The following is a 16,715-nucleotide window of genomic DNA, read 5'->3' on the forward strand; positions in this document are numbered from 1 at the left end:
TCGCCCCCATGCCGCAACGGGGACGACGGCGCGGCCTGTCCTCGGGCCGTTTGCTTTGATTGCCAGGAGCGTTTCATGAAGACCTTGACCGTCACTCTGTTGCTCTGCGCCGGCCTGACCGCCGCCACGGCCGCGCAAGCCCAACCCCCCCATACCACCGTCCCCACCGCGCAATACAAGCGCAACCTCTATGGCGACTGGAGCGTCAGCTACCCGGCCCCCGCAGCCAAGACCGCCGACCAGGTGAATGCCGAACTCGCCCAGTCCAAGGCCGACGGGCAATACTCCTTCGGCCAGGAAGACTACCCGCCCGCCATCGCCTCGAACGGCCCGGGGGAAAGCCGCGCCCAGGTCAGGCAGGACCTGCGGATCGCCGAGATGCAAGGGCAGATGGCATCCGGCCAGGAAAGCTACCCGCCCGTCACGATGGCCCATAGCGGCACGTCCGACATCCAATAACAGGGACGCACCGCAATCTGCGGTGCGCCCTGATTCCTCATACAATGCCTGCACACATCCGCCGCCGGCGGCCTCGCGGGGCCCGGCGGCAGCGCGGCGCCCCACGCCGCCCCGGATGCCAGCGTTCCGCGCAGCCGGGCGCCCTATCCGCCGGCGATAGACCGGCAACCCTGTGTCTGGATAATGCCCGGTAGTTCCGCCTTCTCCTTCCTGCGTACCCTCTGCAGCCTGCGCTGGCTCGCCATCGCGGGCCAGGCCGCCACCATCCTGGTGGCCAGCGCCGTGCTAGGCCTGGCCCTGCCGCTGGAACCGCTGTGGATCGGCGTGGGCGTGCTGATCGGCTTCAACGTCTACGCCAGCCTGCGGCTGCGCCACAGCCGCGACCTGTCCCACGCCACCGCCTTCGGCCACCTGCTGGTGGACATGGCGGTGCTGGCCTGGATGGTCGGCTGGAGCGGCGGCCTGAGCAATCCGTTCGGCATGATGTTCCTGATCCTCACCGCCCTGGCCGCCCTGGCATTGCCGCGCAACTGGGCGCTGGCGGCGGCCCTGGCGGGCATCTCCGGCTACTTTGCCGCCGCCCTATTCGGCCAGCCGCTGCGCGGCGACCTCAACACCCACACCCTGCTGCTATGGGGGCTGGGCGCCAACTTCCTGATTTCCGTGGTGGTGGTGCTGGTGTTCACTACCCGCCTGGCGGCCGACCTGCGGGCGCGCGAGCGCGAACTGGCGCGGCTGCGCGAGCGCTTCACCCGCAACGAGGGCATCGTCGCCCTGGCCACCCACGCCGCCGCCATGGCGCACGAACTGAACACCCCGCTGGCCACCATGACCCTGCTGGCCGACGAGATCGCCGCCGAGGTCAAGGAGCCCGACCTCAAGCAGGACGTCGCCACGCTCAGCCAACTGCTGGCCCTGTGCCGGGAACGGATTCGCAATCTGGCGGTCCCAACCGCCGTGGACCTGGTGCGCGTGGTGGGGCAATGGCGCCTGATCCGGCCGACCATCGACCTGCGCCGGTCGGGCACGCTGCCCGCCAGCCTGCGGGTCGATCCGGCCATCGCCCACCTGCTGCAGGCCCTGCTGAACAACGCTGCCGATGCCGGCGAAGCCGCCAACGAGCCGCGCGTGGACCTGCATCTGGAATACGGCTACGGCGCCCTGCGCGGCGAAGTGCGCGACTATGGCGGCGGCTTCGACCCCGACCATACGCTGCTGCCGGCCACCAGCCTGTTCAACAGCGGCAAGCCGGGCGGCCTGGGCGTCGGCCTGGCCCTGTCGCACGCCACCGTCGAACAGTTGGGCGGCGAAATGACCATGACGGCCGCCGATGGCGGCGGCACCCGCATCCGTTTTTATTTGCCTCTCGGCACTCCCGGGACCTGATATGTTGAATCCCACCGACCTTGGCCTGCTGATCGACGACGACGAGCTCTACGTGCGCACCCTGCAGCGCAGCCTGTCGCGCCGCGGCCTCGAAACCCGAACCGCCACCGGCATCGCCGAGGCGCTGCGCGTGGCCGAAGAGATCCGCCCGGCCTTCGCGCTGGTCGACCTGCGGCTGGGCGAGGACTCCGGCCTGACCCTGATCCGCCCCCTGCGCGCCTTGCGCGCCGACATGCGTATCCTGCTGGTCACCGGCTACGCCAGCGTGGCCACCGCCGTCGAGGCCATCAAGCGCGGCGCCGACGACTACCTGCCCAAGCCCGCCACCGCGCCGATGATCCTGCGCACCCTGGGCCTGGTGAAGCCGGAAAGCGTTACGATCGAAAGCACCATGACGCCGCTGCACCGCCTGGAATGGGAGCATATCCACCAGGCCCTGCACGAAACCGGTGGCAACGTCTCGGCCGCCGCCCGCCTGCTGGGCATGCACCGGCGTTCCCTGCAGCGCAAGCTGGCCAAGAAACCGGGGCCGGAACGCGAGGTCCTGGTCGACTGATTGGCGCGGACGCCACACTTCGCAACAATCTCGTCTTGTGCAGGTGCGACATATCGTCGCACCCCAGCCTTCACCGTAAAGCCTTCTCCCGCCTGGGAAAACCCTTAACCAGCCGCATTGAGGGCAAAAGCGCCCAGGGCAATGCGACCATTCGTCGCACGCTTGACCCAGGTCAAACCGATAGGATGGACGTTGCTGCCTAGCAGCATTCCAGTCTGCTGCTCCGCAGCATTTCCCACCTTCCATCCAAGGCTGTACGTGAAACACCCCCTCCTTGCGACCCTTACGCGCATTTTTGGCGTCGGCGCGGTCATGCTGCTTGGCGGCTGCAACATGGAAATCCTCTCCCCCAAGGGAGACATTGGCGCTCAGGAAAAGACCCTGCTGTTCACGGCAACCGGTCTGATGCTCCTGGTGGTGATCCCGGTCATCATCATGGTCCTGACGTTTGCCTGGAAATACCGCGCATCCAATACCAAAGCCGACTACCAGCCCAAGTGGGCCCACTCCACGGCGATCGAAATCGTGGTCTGGACCATCCCGTGTATCATCGTGGCGATCCTGGCCGTGATCACCTGGCGCTCCACCCACGCGCTCGATCCCTACAAGCCGCTCGTCTCCGAGCACAAGCCGGTCACCATCGAGGTGGTGTCGCTGGATTGGAAGTGGCTGTTCATCTACCCCGAGTACGACATCGCCACGGTCAACGAGATCGCCTTCCCGGTCGACGTCCCGGTCAATTTCCGGATCACCTCGGCCTCGGTCATGAACTCGTTCTTCATTCCCCAGCTTGGCAGCCAGATCTACTCGATGGCCGGCATGGAGACCAAGCTGCACCTGAACGCGCGCGAACCCGGCACCTACGCCGGCATCTCGGCCAACTACAGCGGCGCCGGCTTCTCCGGCATGCGCTTCAAGGCCATCGCCACGTCGCAGGAAGGTTTCGACAACTGGGTCAAGGAAGCCAAGGCTTCCGGCACCGCCCTGACCCCGGCGGTCTACCAGGAACTGACCAAGCGCAGCGAACACAACCCGGTCGCCAAGTACGCCTCGGTGCCGCCGTCCATGTTCGACTACATCCTGGGCAGCACCATGTCCAAGATGGCCGGCGTCGAAGACGCCACGTGCACCCCCACGTCGAATAATCTTGTTGCAGGATTGACTCAATAATGCTCGGGAAACTCACCCTCGAGGCCATTCCGTACCATGAACCCATCGTCATGGTCACGCTGGCCGCCGTGTGCCTGGGAGGCCTAGCGGTCTTCGGCGCCATCACCTACTTCCGCAAGTGGAAGTACCTCTGGACGGAATGGCTCACCTCCGTCGACCACAAGCGCATCGGCGTGATGTACATCATCGTCGCGCTGATCATGCTGCTGCGCGGCTTCGCCGACGCCATCATGATGCGCACCCAGTTGGCCGTGGCCTCGTCCGACTCGGCCGGCTTCCTGCCACCGCACCACTACGACCAGATCTTCACCGCCCACGGCGTCATCATGATTTTCTTCATGGCGATGCCCTTCATCACCGGGCTGATGAACATCGTGGTGCCGCTGCAGATCGGCGCCCGCGACGTGGCCTACCCGTTCCTGAACTCGCTGAGCTTCTGGCTGTTCGGCGCCGGCGTCGCGCTGATGATGATCTCGCTGTTCGTCGGTGAATTCGCCGCGACCGGCTGGCTCGCCTATCCGCCGCTGTCCGGGCTCGACTACAGCCCAAGTGTCGGGGTGGATTACTACATCTGGGCGTTGCAGATATCCGGGTTGGGAACAACACTAAGCGGCATCAACTTCATCGTCACCATCCTGCGCATGCGCGCGCCGGGCATGACCCTGATGAAGATGCCGATCTTCACCTGGACCTCGCTGGTCACCAACGTCCTGATCGTGGCCGCCTTCCCGGTGCTGGCCGCCACGCTGGCGCTGCTGACGATGGACCGCTACCTGGGCACGCACTTCTTCACGAACGACATGGGCGGCAACGTCATGATGTACGTGAACCTGATCTGGATCTGGGGCCACCCCGAGGTCTACATCCTGGTGCTGCCGGCCTTCGGCGTGTACTCCGAAGTGGTCGCCACGTTCGCCCGCAAGACCCTGTTCGGCTACAAGTCCATGGTCTACGCCACGGCCGCCATCGGCGTGCTGTCGTTCCTGGTCTGGCTGCACCACTTCTTCACCATGGGCGCGGGGGCCAACGTCAACGCGTTCTTCGGCATTGCCACAATGATCATCTCGATCCCGACGGGCGCGAAGATCTTCAACTGGCTGTTCACCATCTACCGCGGTCGCCTGCGCATCACCACGCCGGTGCTGTGGACGCTGGGCTTCATGCTGGTGTTCGTCATCGGCGGCATGACCGGCGTGATGCTGGCCATCCCCGGCGTGTCGTTCGTGCTGCACAACAGCCTGTTCCTGATCGCCCACTTCCACAACACCATCATCGGTGGCGTGGTGTTCGGGTGTATCGCCGGCATGACCTACTGGTTCCCCAAGGCCTTCGGCTTCAAGCTGAACGAACGCCTGGGCCGCTACTCGTTCTACTGCTGGTTCGTCGGCTTCTTCCTGGCCTTCATGCCCCTGTACATCCTGGGCTTCAAGGGCATGACGCGCCGCCTGAACCACTACGACAACCCCGAATGGCAGCCCTACCTGCTGGTCGCGCTGGCCGGCGCCGCGCTGATCATGCTGGGCATCTGGTTCCTGCTGCAGCAAGTGTTCGTGTCCGTGCGCCAGCGCAAGCAGAACCAGGACATCACCGGCGATCCCTGGGATGGCCGCACCCTGGAATGGTCGATCTCGTCGCCCGCGCCTTTCTACAACTTCGCCCACGTTCCTCACGTCGACGAACTGGACCAGTTCTGGGAAGACAAGCAGAACGGCAAGGCCTACAAGCGCCCGGCCAAGTACGAAGACATCCACATGCCGAAGAACACCGCCGCCGGCGTCTTCATCGGCGCGTTCGGCCTGGTCATGTGCTTTGCCCTGATCTGGCACATCTGGTGGCTGTCGATCGTCGGTTTCGTCGGCATGATCGGTTCGTTCATCGTCCGCGCCTATGACCGCGACGTCGACTACTGGGTCCCGGCCGCGGAAGTCGAACGCATCGAAAACGCCCACTTTGAAAAAATGCAGAAGGCCGCCTGAGCCATGATTCAAGCCGTAGCCACTCACCCCCACGCGGGTCACGACGATCACGCGCACCATGACGATGGATCCAAGACCGTTTTCGGTTTCTGGGTCTACCTCATGAGCGACTTGCTGATCTTTTCAGTGCTGTTCGCGACGTTCGCGGTGCTGGCCAACGCCACCGCGGGCGGCCCCACCGGCAAGGAACTGTTCGACCTGAAGTTCGTGCTGGTCGAAACCCTGTTGCTGCTGTTCTCGAGCTTCACCTTCGGCATGGCCAACCTGAACGTCCACGCCAACAACAAGAGCCGCGCAATCGGCTGGTTGATGGTCACGTTCCTGTTCGGCGCGGGCTTCATCGCGATGGAAGTCTATGAATTCCATCACCTGATCACCGAAGGCGCGGGCCCCGGCCGCAGCGCCTACCTGTCGGCGTTCTTCACGCTGATCGGCACGCACGGCCTGCACGTGACGTTCGGCCTGATCTGGATCGTCGTCATGATCGACATGATCCGCCGCCATGGCCTGGACTCGATCAACAAGCGTCGTCTGGCGTGCCTGAGCCTGTTCTGGCACTTCCTGGACATCGTCTGGATCTGCGTCTTCACCTTCGTCTATCTTCTGGGAGCCCTCTGATGTCGCACTCCGCTGCGGCCGCACACGGCCACGACGATCACGCCGCCGACCACGGCACCGTGAAGTCCTACATCATCGGTTTCGTGCTTTCGCTCCTGCTCACCTTCGGCTCGTTCGGCCTGGTGATGAGCGGCGCGCTGTCCCACACCATCACCATCATCGGCGTGGTGGCGCTGTGCGTGCTCCAACTGCTGGTGCAGTTGGTGTACTTCCTGCACATGGGCGCCTCGAAATCGGCCCGCGACAACCTGGCCACGTTCGTCTTCACCGTGATGATCATCGCCATCATCGTCGGGGGTTCGGCCTGGGTGCTGTACAACATGAACGTCAACATGGGCCACCCCATGTAAGACCCGTCATCCGATGACGACAGACAGGCGCCGCGAGGCGCCTGTTTTTTTTCATGCCCGCGCTATCGGCGGCGTCCGCCACGTCGGTTTCTTCAAGCGCAAGGGCGAGGATCCCTTCACGCGCCCCGGCACCCGCGTCTGTTCGCTGCCGGGCCTGCTGCTGGCCGCGGGCGTGGCGCAGGCAAGCTGGCCGGGCGTGGCCTGTGGGTCAGCCTGGCGCCTTCACCGTCAAGGTCACGCCGACGCGCTGCGCCAGTTCACGCGCGCTAACCCCGACGAACGGCCGCACCCGAGCGCCCTGGGCCAGGTCGCAGGCCGGCGCCCTGGCCGCGCCATCCAGTACCTGCAGCAAGGCCCGCGCGGCCCCCGGCCCGAGCGGCCCGTTGTCGCTCAGGCTCCAGGCCAGCATGTCGGCCACGGCCATGCCGCAGCGCGCCGGCGTGGCGTACAGGCCGGCGTCGTGCTCCAGCAGCATGCGCGCCTTGGCGTCGTTGCCCAGCCGCAGCATGATGACCAGCGGCAGGGCGTCGGCATCGACCACGCCGCGCAGCCGCAGGTCGCCGTCGCTGCGATCCGACGGGTTGGCGCCCGCCCGCAGCCACGCCAGGTACAGATCGTCGGGCAGCCAGGGCAGTGACAGCGGCGCGACATCGCGGCGGGTCAGGCCGGAGGGGTTGCCGTCATACGCCAGCGGCACGCCCGCCGCCAGCAGCCGTTCGGCGGTGGCGCGCAGGCGCGCGCGCAGGCCGTCCCATTGCGGACCATTGCCTTGGGCATCGGCGCGGTTCTCTATCTCGTTCCATTGCCGCAGCAAACTCGACAGCGGCGCCACCGTCAACGGCGCGCGCGGCTTGCCGGCGGCGGCCTGCGTCAGGCGGTCTATCAGCTCGGGCGACATCTGCCGCGCCGCCAGGCTCAGCGCTTCATCCAGCCCGGCGCGCCGCTCGCCACTCTTGGGCCCATAACCGCCCACCGTGGGGTCGGCGCCGCGCGCCAGCGCGTACGCCACGCGCTCGGACACCGGAACCGCGGCCTGCCGCGACGTGAGCTCGCCAGCCGGCGACTCGCGCAACGCCTCCAGCAGCGGCGTTTCCCACATGGCCTGGTCGCCGTAGTACATGCGGATATAGACAGCGTTGATATCCGCGCCCTTGGCCAGCAGCTTGTCGGCGAACCAGAGCTTCGATGGGCTGCCCATGGCCGCGTGCAGCACCGAGCGACCGCTCTTGTCGCGGCCATTCGGGTTGGCGCCCTTGGCCAGCAGATAGTCGAGCGTATCCTTGTCCGAGGCGGAGTACGACACCCGCCACAACAGCAGCGGCGTGCCATTCACGTCCGGCGCCTCCAGCGAAGCGCCCGCCGCGATCAAGGCGTCGGCCAATGCGTAGCGCTCGGCCGCTGGGCGGCCGCCCCCCGCCGGCGACAAGGCGGTAGCCAGCAGCGGCGCGCCACTATTGGGGCCGTCGATCTTGGCGCCAGCCGCCAGCAGCGCCTGTACCATTTCGAGCTGGCGCTCGTAGGTGGCGGCGCTGAGCGCCGACACGCCGTATTCATTGACGCCGCTCGGGTCCAGGCCGCCGCGTAGTTCGGCGCGCAGCGCGTCCAGGTCGCCCGCGCGGATGGCCTCGAAAATCACCAACCGCGGTCGGCATGCCGCGGCATCCAGAACTTTGGCGTCCAGGGCGGCGCCGATACGGGCGGCTATGTTCGCCGGCATCGCTTCGCCCGCCGCCAGGCGGCGCGAGCAGTATTGGCGGAAGTCCTCCCGCGCCAGCGTCTCGTAATAGTCGCGCCGGTCCCGCTGCCGGTCACGCAACTTGATCCGCACATCGGCGCGGTTCAGGTAAGCCGGCGTGCGCGCCGGGTCGCGACGCAGCACCTCATCGAGCACCCGCTCCGCCTCGGCCAGCTCGCCGCTCTGGCCCGACTGGCCCAGCCAGAATCCGTAGTCGTTCAGGGCGGTCAGCACCTCGGCGTCCTTGCCCGCCGCGTCGATCTCGCGGTAGTCGTGTTCCAGCACGAAGCGCCGCAGGTTCGCCAGCGCGCGGCCGAATTCGGCCGCCTTGGCGCGCGGGATGGCGCGCGCCGCCTGGTGCAATGCGCGAAACGCCGCTGGCACTTCGGCCGCCGTCCGCGTCTCGAAACGAACGTCCGAGGGAAACGTCGGCAGTCGGCTCGGATACGCCAGCAGCGCCGGCTTGAGCGTGGCCAGCGCCTGGGCGCGACGCACCTCGTCCCAGGGCTGCTCGGCCGTCGCCACCACCCGGGCGGCGTCCGCCTGCACGCGGATCACGGCCCCCGACGCCTCTACCAGGAAGCCGTCGGCCCGCCCGTCGCCGGCGCCGGGATAGGTGTAGGTCACCCAATAGAAAACCTGGCCTTCGCGCGGCGCCGTCACATTGACGTCTTCCGCGCGCTCGGCGCGCCAGGTCGCCGGGTCGATCACCATGGGCTGCGAGCGGAAAGCCAGCTCGGACGGCGAACCCACGCCGCCCGGCCGCAGATAGCGGTACAGGAACAGGCGGTTCTCCAGTTGCCCCACCAGCAAGGCATCGCGAGCGTTTTCGGTGCCCCAGACACGGCGCTCGGGTTCGCGCAGCGGGTAGCGGCCCAGCCGCGCCGCCTCAATGAACGCGCCAATGTCGCTGGCCGCTGCTGGCGGCGCGGCGCCGGCGAACAAGCCGGCCAGCGCCAGCAAGGCGGCGCAAAGGCGATGGGTCATGGCGGGCGATAGGGAACGGGACATCCGGACAGGCCTGATAGTGGGAGGCGGCACGATGATACCCCCGAGGGCGGATGTGACGCGCCAAGGTGGGCGCCGGCTGCCGCCGTCAATCGCCCATTCGTTATATAGTTCGACTAATAACGATTTGTGCATCCGTTCGATCCTTTTGCGCCATCCCTTTTGCGCCGCCCGGACTTCAACCATGGCCGCCCAGCCCGCCTCCCCCGACCCCGCAACGCTGGCCCGCAGCCTGCTCCGCCATGCGCCCCCCGGCGATGCCGACGCCGTTTTTTTCGCCACGGTGATCGCCAAGAGCCTCACGCAGCGCAACCTGGCCCGCAGCGGCCTGGCGCCGGCCGAACTGGCGCGGGCACTGGACAGCCTGTTTCCCGGCGCGCTCGACAGCGCGGAACCGGCATTGGCCGAACTGGGCGCGCAATACCCCGCCTATGCCGCAAGCGGCATGGCCGACCCACAACCAGGTTTCACCCTGCTGCTGCGCGCACTGTTGCGCGTCTACGGCACCCCGGCCTCGGCCATTACACCGCTGGTCACCAGCGTGCTGGCGCACGCCTGCCTGCGTCCGGACCACCTGTGGCGCGACCTTGGGCTGAGGGGCCGCGAAGACGTCACCGCGTTGCTGACGCGGCATTACCCAGGTTTGGTGGCGCGCAATACCCACAACCTGCGATGGAAGAAATTCCTGGCCTATTCCGCCTTTGAATATGCCGGCCTGCCCGTGACCGCCGCGCCCGGCTGCGCGGACTGCGAGGACCATGGGTTCTGCTACGGCGCGGGAACCGCGCGCTGAGCCGCTCTCGCACCGCGCCAGGCAACCTTCGGGCGCGGCCGATCAGAACCAGGTCACCTTGACCAGCACCTGGGTGCTGAACTTGCCGGTTTTCAATTCGGCGGTGGTTCGCTCCAGGTGCGCGGTATACGTCTGCGTCTGCGACAACGTGGTGCCATGCAGGAGCCCCCCAAGATTGGCGTTGTAGCGGGAGGGGAATGTGCCATGGTCATCGGCAGGAAGCGCACCAAGCGTAACCGTCTGATTGGCCTGATTGGTGATGGTCAGCTTCAGGCCGTTTTCCTGGCCGTCGGCATTCTTCAGATAGATCGTCTGATCCAGAAGATCGGTACGCTCACCGCTTTGTGGCACGAACGCCACCGCCGTGCGTAGATACAACTCGTCCAGGGGGTTGCTGGTGGATGGCGGGCTGGTCAACCCCTCCAATCCCGGGCAGGCGGGACTATTCATGCGGGTCGTCACATTGAACGGCTTGGCCTGCGGCAACTTGCCGTTGTAATTGGCCGTGGTCAGCACGGTGTCGAAGGTGACCGTGTTGTCGACGTTGACCGAGCCTACGCAGGAGGGGATGAACTGGAAGCGCGAGGCGCTGGAATTGAGGAAGATGCCCGGATCGCCCCCGGCAGTTTCGTCGGCAATCAATTTGAACGCGAACGAGGGCGGCAAGAACACGCGCAAGGGCCTGGTCACGCGGCTTTCAGCGTACAGGAGCAGGAAGATGCGCCCAAGGCGCTCCCCTGAGTCGCCCTCATAGGGGGTATCGACGCTGAAATAAGGCGCAAAGGTTGGCGCCGCGGGATCCGGACTCCACTGCCCCTTTTCGATATTGTCATAGACGATCGTCAGCCTCAACGATGCATTTCGCAAGGCCTGCAGGACCGGGCCGAAATCGCCCAGGATCGAAATGGCCGCCTGCCGCCTTAAGTTGGGAATGTTGGTGCAGCGGTACCTGAATTCATAGGGACTGCTGATGTAAATGGGAAAGCCCGGAATGAACTGTTGGTCGAGCCCGAAACTGATCGAGGGTGGCAGGTTGAACGTTACGATGTTGCCGCCATCGAGCAACCTGCATCCACGCCCCGTGGCTTGCGTGTGACCTACCCCAGGCAAGAGTAAAAGGGCGGTGAATACGCCTGCAAGCCAGGCGCGGACCCGCCTATTTTTTGCCGCCACGATGAATGCTCCCGGCTGATCCAAAAGAAACGATTCTATCGATCAACGCCCGATTGTTGCCCCGGCAAACCGTCCGACATTTTTGACATTGAGCGCGTGTCGCGACGTCTGACACCTGCTCGCGGCATCAATAGGGACAAGCCGCCCCAGTCACAGGCTGCGGCCCGTCCCGACGCCGACTCGTCGTAGCGGCCATTGCTCTCGTTGCAGGCCAGTCCGGTCAGTACCAGCTTGCCTTGACCAGCACCTGGGTGTTGTATTTGCCGACCGACAGCCCGATCGCCGGTTCGCGCTCAAGGTGCGCGGTGTACGCCTGCGTGACCGAGGTCGTGTTCAACAGCGGCGCGGCGATGTTGTTCACCGACAGCGAAATAGGCATGCCCAGCCGATCGACGAACAGCGCGCCGAACTGGACATAATTGCCGGCGGCATTGGTGATACGCAACTTCAACCCGTTTTCCTTGCCGTCGGCATTCTTCAGGAAAACCGTTTGCTGCATGGAATCCATGCGTTCGCCGCCCTGCGGCTCGAACGACACCGCCAGAGGCAAGTGGAAAACATCATCTGCATTGGCGCCCGCTGGTTGGATCAATGAATCAATATTGGGACATGCCGGGTTGACGCGTGTGATCACCTGGAAGGGCTTGGTCTGCGGCAGCCTGTCGTTTTGAGTGACGGTGTTGAGCACCGTATCGAATGGCACGACGCTGTCCACGGCAAGCTCGCCAATGCACCGCGGCACATATTGGAAGCGCGTCGAGGAAGTGGTGATGAAAATCCCCGGATCGGCGGTGCCCCAAGGATCGTTGACCAGTTTGAAGGCGGTGCTCGACGGCATGAAGACGCGCAACGGGCTGGTGACCTGCCTGTCCACGATCAGCAGCATCGAGACGGTAAGGGTGCGCTCGCCGGTATCTTCGGCATACGGGTCGCCAAAGAAATAGTCTTCATTGCCGCCCAGGATGAACGGGTCGGGATTCCAAAATCTGTTGACGTCGCCGTTGATGATGAGGTCCAGTCGGACGCCAGTGTCTCGCAGCGCTCGCCTGATCAAGCTGAAGTCGGCCAGCGTCCGCAATCCCACCTGGGCCAACCCTCCCCGGTTCCGGACGCAGCGATAGTTGAATTCGTAGACGCGGCTTCGGTAGAGCCATTCGCCGTTGATCAACTGCCTGTCCAGATCGAACGTGACCGACGGCGGAATTTCCAATCGGACCGCGTTGGCGCCCGCCGGGGAAAAGCAGCCGTTGGCAGGGGTTGCCTGGCCGTAGGCGAACGCCGGCGCCAACGCGACCAGCATCAATACCCGCGCCAGCGCTCGTCTGGCCCCTTTCTGCCATTGCACGATCCACGACTCCGCCTATCCAAAATGACCTACGGATTCTATCTGCGGCGGTCGCGGCGTCGATGCGGGCATGGTCTGACATTTCAGGCGATGCGCGCCCGCGGCCGGCGCGGGGCGTCCAGGCTTTCAGAAGCGATACGTCGCCCCTACCCCCATGCCAAGACCGCGTCCCGGCGCCGGCTCGTAGTAGCGGCCATTGCTCTCATTGACGATGACCGACCCGGCATAGCGCCGGTCGAACAAGTTGTCGACCCGCGCATAGGCGCTCAATTCCCACGCCCCCACCCGCTTCACGTAGCCCGTGGACAGTGCGGCCACCACATAGCCCGGCGCGGCCGCATCGTTGGCATCGTCGGCATACAGGCGGCTCAGGTAGCGGGCCTCGATGCCAGCCTGCCAGCCCTGCGGCGGCGACCAGGCCAGCGAGGCATACGCAGACTGCCCCGCAATCCCCGGGATGCGGTTGCCGGCGCGGATGGCGCCGCCGCCATCGTCGCGATAGCGGGCATCGAGCCAGGTGTAGGCCAGTTGCGCCCGCCAGTGGCCGGCAAAGCGGTTGGACCAGCCCAGTTCCACGCCGTCGCGGCGCGTGCGTCCGGCGTTGCGGAAGGTGGCGCGGCCGCCCGTGCTGCCGGCCGCGACGATTTCATCATCGGTCGACACGCGGAACATGGCCGCGATCAGTTGGCCGCCCGCCAGGTCGGTCTTGGCGCCGACCTCGACGTGGGTGCCGAGCGCTGGCGCCAGCGCGAAATTCAGGCCCGGCTGGCCGCCGGGCCGGTACGACAGCTCATTGAGCGTCGGGGTCTCGAAGCCGCGTCCGTACGAGGCGTACAACGAGGTCCGCGGATCGGCCTGGTAGCGCACCGCGGCCACCGGCAGCGCGCGGCGATAGCGTGCGCTGCCGCTGTCATCGCCATTGCCCGGCGCGAGGTAATGATCGCGCGAGCGGAACGCCACCGTGCTGTAGCGCAGGCCGGCATCGAGCGTCCAGCGCGGCGCCGCGCGCCATGACGCCTGCAGATAGGGGTCGGCGTTGTAGACCGTGTTGGTTTCATCGCGCCGCAACTCGCCCCGCACGCCAAGCTGGCGGCTGGCGCCGTCGCCGATATAGTTCTGGTAACCCTTGCGGGTCTCGCGCATCGTGTCGTACGAGAAGCCGCCGACCAGCGTCAGCGGCCGCGCCGCCGGCCCAAGCTCGGAGGTCCAGCGCAGATCGGCGCCGCCATAGCGACGCCGCAGGTCGATGACGCCGCCCGCCTGCGTCGGCGCCGCCTGCGCCGCGGGCGGGATGGCCTGGAACTGCGTGGTGTCGCGCTGGCCGTAGTACAGCATCAGGCGCAGCGTGTTGGCGCCGTCGACGTGGCGTTCGTAGACCAGCCCGCCCTGGGTCTGGCGCACGGTCTTGCGCGTGTCGTACTGGGCCGCCAGCTCGGCGCTACGCGGCGCGTCCTGGAATTGCGCATAGGTCAGGCCGAGCGGGTCCTGGGCCGTCAGGTCGACACGGTTGGCCACGATCGTCAGGCGGCTGGCGTCGCCCAGTTGCACGCCCAGCTTGGCGTTGCCCAGGTTCTTGCGCGCGGCGCTGTGGTCGCGAAAGCCGTCGGTGGTCATGCGCGACAGGTCCAGCACGTAGTCCATGTCGCCGGACGTGCCGGCGGCCTTGGCGCCGTAGCGCCAGGTGCGGTCGCCGCCAGCCCAGGCCGAGGCGCCGATTTCGGGCGGCACCGCGCCGTCTTCGGTGTAGGCCAGGATCACGCCGCCGGACGAATTGCCGTACAGCGCCGAGAACGGCCCGCGCAGCACCTCCACCCGGTCGAGCGAGCCGATGTCGATGTTCGAGGTCTGGCCCTGACCGTCGGGCATGGTCGCCGGAATGCCGTCCACGTACAGCCGCACGCCGCGCACCCCGAAGGTGGAACGCGCGCCGAAACCGCGGCTGGAGATCTGCAGGTCCTGGGCATAGTTCTGGCGGTTCTGGATCTGCAGCCCCGGCACGCCCGCCAGGCCTTCGGACAGGTTGATGCCCGGCCGCGCGCGGCGCATCGCCGCGCCCTCGACGATGTCCACCGAGGCCGGCGTCTCCAGCACCGGCATGCCGACGCGGGTGCCGCTCACCACCACTGGCGCCAATGGCGACGGCTCCGGCTGCGCCAACGCCGCCACCGCCGGCGCCATGCCGAGCAGGCTGCGCAGAAGGGGGCGGGCCAAGGGCGCGCGGCGTGGTCGTTGGTCGCTCACTCAGGACTCCTTGCCCGGGGAATGGGTTCTAATACCCGCATGGAAAATTCGCAAGACATCGAACGCCGCTTGCTCGACCTGGAGGTCAAGGCCAGTTTCGCCGACGACCTGCTGGAACAACTCAACCAGATCATCGTGCGCCAGCAGCAGCAGATCGACCGGCTGCAGCGCGAGGTGGCCGACCTGCGCCAGCAGGCCCCCGAGGGCGCGGCGCCGTTCCGCAGCCTGCGCGACGAACTGCCGCCGCATTATTGAACCGGGTCCCGCATCGGGACAAGCTCACGACGCAATCCAGGCCGACCGGCCCGGGGAATCGCGGCCGGCGCGCATGGACGTCGCTTTGGCGGGGATGGCCGGACTTTGCCGGCAACGATGCCATCAGGCCAGGCGCGACTATTAATTCCATAGGCTGAGGCTAATTTCGATTAATCTCAACTTCTTTCCATTCATGGAAAAATCTTTTACCGATATCAGGGTTTATACGTATTCCGATTGCGCGCACTATTGAGCCATCGGGAAACAACAACGAACCACGACGGACAGGCCGCCGGATTCGCGCCCAGCCTTCTGAAATCGGAGATTCACCATGAAAAAGACCCTTGCCTCTGCTCTGCTGCTGTCCCTGGCCGCCCTGAGCGCCGGCGCTTACGCCGCACAGGACGTCGAACCCAACGACATGCCCTTCCAGGGCGTCTATGGCACTCCCTATGACGGCCCGACCCGCGCCCAAGTGCAGGCCGAGCTGGCAGCCGCCAGGGCCGCCGGCCTGGTCTCGGACGTCGAACCCAACGACATGCCCTTCCAGGGCGTGTATGGCGCCCCCCAATCCGGCCTGACGCGCGCCCAGGTGCGCGCCGACCTGGCCGCCGCCAAGACCGCCGGCCTGGTCTCGGGCGTCGAGCCCAACGACATGCCGTTCGCCGGCGTCTACCACAGCGCCAACTGAGCGCCCGCCGCACTGATTTACCCCTCCCCTTGTTGTACCTTGGCCGCCCTCCGGGCGGCTTTTTTTTGTGCGCGCGCAAACGCGCCGGCGTGTGCCGCCGGCTGGTCAAGACAAGACGCGGGGGCTTCGCGTACCATCGGTACCTGACCATCAAAAGGCTGCCCGCGCAGCCCCGACAACAACGAGGGACCCCGCAATGAAAACCATCCGCCTCATCGCATTCGCACTCGTCGCCGGCGCCGCTTCCGGACCGGCCCTGGCGGCCCCCGCCGTGATGCTGAACAATGCCCTCATCACCCAGATTTCCAAGGCCGACAAACCCGCGTTCCGGCAGGCCGTGGCGGACGCGCTGAACAACACCGCCGACGGCCAGAGCGTCAACTGGTCCAGCACGCCCAAGCGCAAGGCCGCGCCGATCACCGCCAAGATCACGCCGCTGCAGACCAGCACCACCGGCGACCGCACCTGTCGCCTGCTGGAAGGCGATTTCGCCCGCACCAGCACCACCGAAACCTGGAAGTTCTGGTTCTGCAAGCAGCCCGACGGCACCTGGAAGGCCAGCGCGAACTGAGCTTCGCCGCCGGCCCTGGCCGCCAATGAAAAACGCCCGCTTCATCTTCGGATGAAACGGGCGTTTTGCCATGAGGCTCGCCGTGCGGCTTGCCCCCGGTTGGTCACCTGGCCGGCGCCCCGGGGCGCCAGCCGCAGGCGCCATCAGCCTTCGACGCGGTTGGCGTCCAGCACCGTCATGGCCGTCATGTTGATGATGCGGCGCACGGTCGAGCTGGAGGTCAGGATGTGCACCGGCGCGTTGGCGCCCAGCAGGATCGGGCCGACCGCCACGTTGCCGCCGGCCGCCGTCTTGAGCAGGTTGTAGGCGATGTTGCCCGCGTCCACGTTCGGGCACACCAGCAGGTTGGCCTCGCCCTTGAGCGTGGAGGACGGCAGGATGCGCAGGC

At 66.2% G+C, this 16,715-nt stretch carries 16 protein-coding genes; 11 read left to right on the plus strand and 5 right to left on the minus strand.

Annotated features, from left to right (window positions below; all coding sequences use genetic code 11):
- Positions 1-75: 75 nt before the first annotated feature.
- From AC6LKG_RS20020 to cyoD, 7 genes are all read left to right on the plus strand, one after another.
- Positions 76-459, plus strand: a complete 384-nt coding sequence (locus AC6LKG_RS20020; protein WP_498167301.1) for a DUF4148 domain-containing protein — start codon at positions 76-78, stop codon at positions 457-459.
- Positions 460-642: 183 nt separating this feature from the next.
- Positions 643-1,845 carry an ATP-binding protein gene (locus AC6LKG_RS20025; protein WP_498167303.1) on the plus strand — a complete coding sequence of 401 codons (1,203 nt, stop codon included), beginning with the start codon at positions 643-645 and terminating at the stop codon, positions 1,843-1,845.
- Between the two features lies 1 nt (position 1,846).
- Positions 1,847-2,401: a response regulator transcription factor gene (locus tag AC6LKG_RS20030; RefSeq protein WP_369815877.1), complete on the plus strand. Its 555-nt coding sequence runs from the start codon at positions 1,847-1,849 to the stop codon at positions 2,399-2,401.
- Positions 2,402-2,659: 258 nt separating this feature from the next.
- Positions 2,660-3,571, plus strand: coding sequence for a ubiquinol oxidase subunit II (gene cyoA / locus AC6LKG_RS20035; RefSeq protein ID WP_498167306.1), 912 nt, complete (start codon positions 2,660-2,662; stop codon positions 3,569-3,571).
- Entirely contained in the window at positions 3,571-5,547 is a 1,977-nt protein-coding gene (gene cyoB / locus AC6LKG_RS20040; RefSeq protein WP_498167308.1) for a cytochrome o ubiquinol oxidase subunit I, read from the plus strand. The genes cyoA and cyoB overlap by 1 nt, the downstream gene beginning before the upstream one ends.
- Positions 5,548-5,550: 3 nt before the next feature.
- The gene (gene cyoC, locus AC6LKG_RS20045) at positions 5,551-6,165 is read left to right on the plus strand and encodes a cytochrome o ubiquinol oxidase subunit III (RefSeq protein WP_006387443.1); all 615 of its coding nucleotides are present in this window, start codon (positions 5,551-5,553) and stop codon (positions 6,163-6,165) included.
- On the plus strand, positions 6,165-6,515 hold the full coding sequence (gene cyoD / locus AC6LKG_RS20050) for a cytochrome o ubiquinol oxidase subunit IV (protein ID WP_498167309.1): 351 nt from the start codon (positions 6,165-6,167) through the stop codon (positions 6,513-6,515). Before cyoC ends, cyoD begins: the two co-directional genes overlap by 1 nt.
- A gap of 208 nt (positions 6,516-6,723) precedes the next feature.
- Here cyoD and AC6LKG_RS20055 read toward each other — a convergent pair whose 3' ends face one another.
- Entirely contained in the window at positions 6,724-9,261 is a 2,538-nt protein-coding gene (locus AC6LKG_RS20055) for an ankyrin repeat domain-containing protein (RefSeq protein WP_498167312.1), read from the minus strand.
- A 181-nt stretch (positions 9,262-9,442) separates the two neighbouring features.
- Here AC6LKG_RS20055 and AC6LKG_RS20060 point away from each other — a divergent pair, with 181 nt between their 5' ends.
- Positions 9,443-10,051: a nitrogen fixation protein NifQ gene (locus AC6LKG_RS20060; RefSeq protein WP_498167314.1), complete on the plus strand. Its 609-nt coding sequence runs from the start codon at positions 9,443-9,445 to the stop codon at positions 10,049-10,051.
- 42 nt (positions 10,052-10,093) lie between these two features.
- On the opposite strand, the gene AC6LKG_RS20065 is transcribed toward AC6LKG_RS20060, so the two are convergent.
- The 3 genes from AC6LKG_RS20065 to AC6LKG_RS20075 form a co-directional block, all read right to left on the minus strand.
- Entirely contained in the window at positions 10,094-11,248 is a 1,155-nt protein-coding gene (locus AC6LKG_RS20065) for a hypothetical protein (RefSeq protein WP_498167317.1), read from the minus strand.
- A gap of 196 nt (positions 11,249-11,444) precedes the next feature.
- Positions 11,445-12,569, minus strand: coding sequence for a hypothetical protein (locus AC6LKG_RS20070; RefSeq protein ID WP_498167320.1), 1,125 nt, complete (start codon positions 12,567-12,569; stop codon positions 11,445-11,447).
- 126 nt (positions 12,570-12,695) lie between these two features.
- Positions 12,696-14,747, minus strand: a complete 2,052-nt coding sequence (locus AC6LKG_RS20075) for a TonB-dependent receptor domain-containing protein (protein WP_498167331.1) — start codon at positions 14,745-14,747, stop codon at positions 12,696-12,698.
- 102 nt (positions 14,748-14,849) lie between these two features.
- Here AC6LKG_RS20075 and AC6LKG_RS20080 point away from each other — a divergent pair, with 102 nt between their 5' ends.
- From AC6LKG_RS20080 to AC6LKG_RS20090, 3 genes are all read left to right on the plus strand, one after another.
- Positions 14,850-15,065 carry a SlyX family protein gene (locus AC6LKG_RS20080; RefSeq protein WP_006391018.1) on the plus strand — a complete coding sequence of 72 codons (216 nt, stop codon included), beginning with the start codon at positions 14,850-14,852 and terminating at the stop codon, positions 15,063-15,065.
- A gap of 331 nt (positions 15,066-15,396) precedes the next feature.
- Entirely contained in the window at positions 15,397-15,756 is a 360-nt protein-coding gene (locus tag AC6LKG_RS20085) for a DUF4148 domain-containing protein (RefSeq protein WP_498167321.1), read from the plus strand.
- A gap of 196 nt (positions 15,757-15,952) precedes the next feature.
- Positions 15,953-16,327, plus strand: a complete 375-nt coding sequence (locus AC6LKG_RS20090) for a hypothetical protein (RefSeq protein WP_498167324.1) — start codon at positions 15,953-15,955, stop codon at positions 16,325-16,327.
- 143 nt (positions 16,328-16,470) lie between these two features.
- Here the strand turns inward: AC6LKG_RS20090 and AC6LKG_RS20095 are convergent.
- Positions 16,471-16,715, minus strand: a 245-nt coding sequence (locus tag AC6LKG_RS20095) for a phosphate acyltransferase (protein WP_498167327.1), incomplete at its 5' end; no start/stop codon positions are given.

Source organism: Achromobacter sp. 46006, from assembly GCF_059761975.1.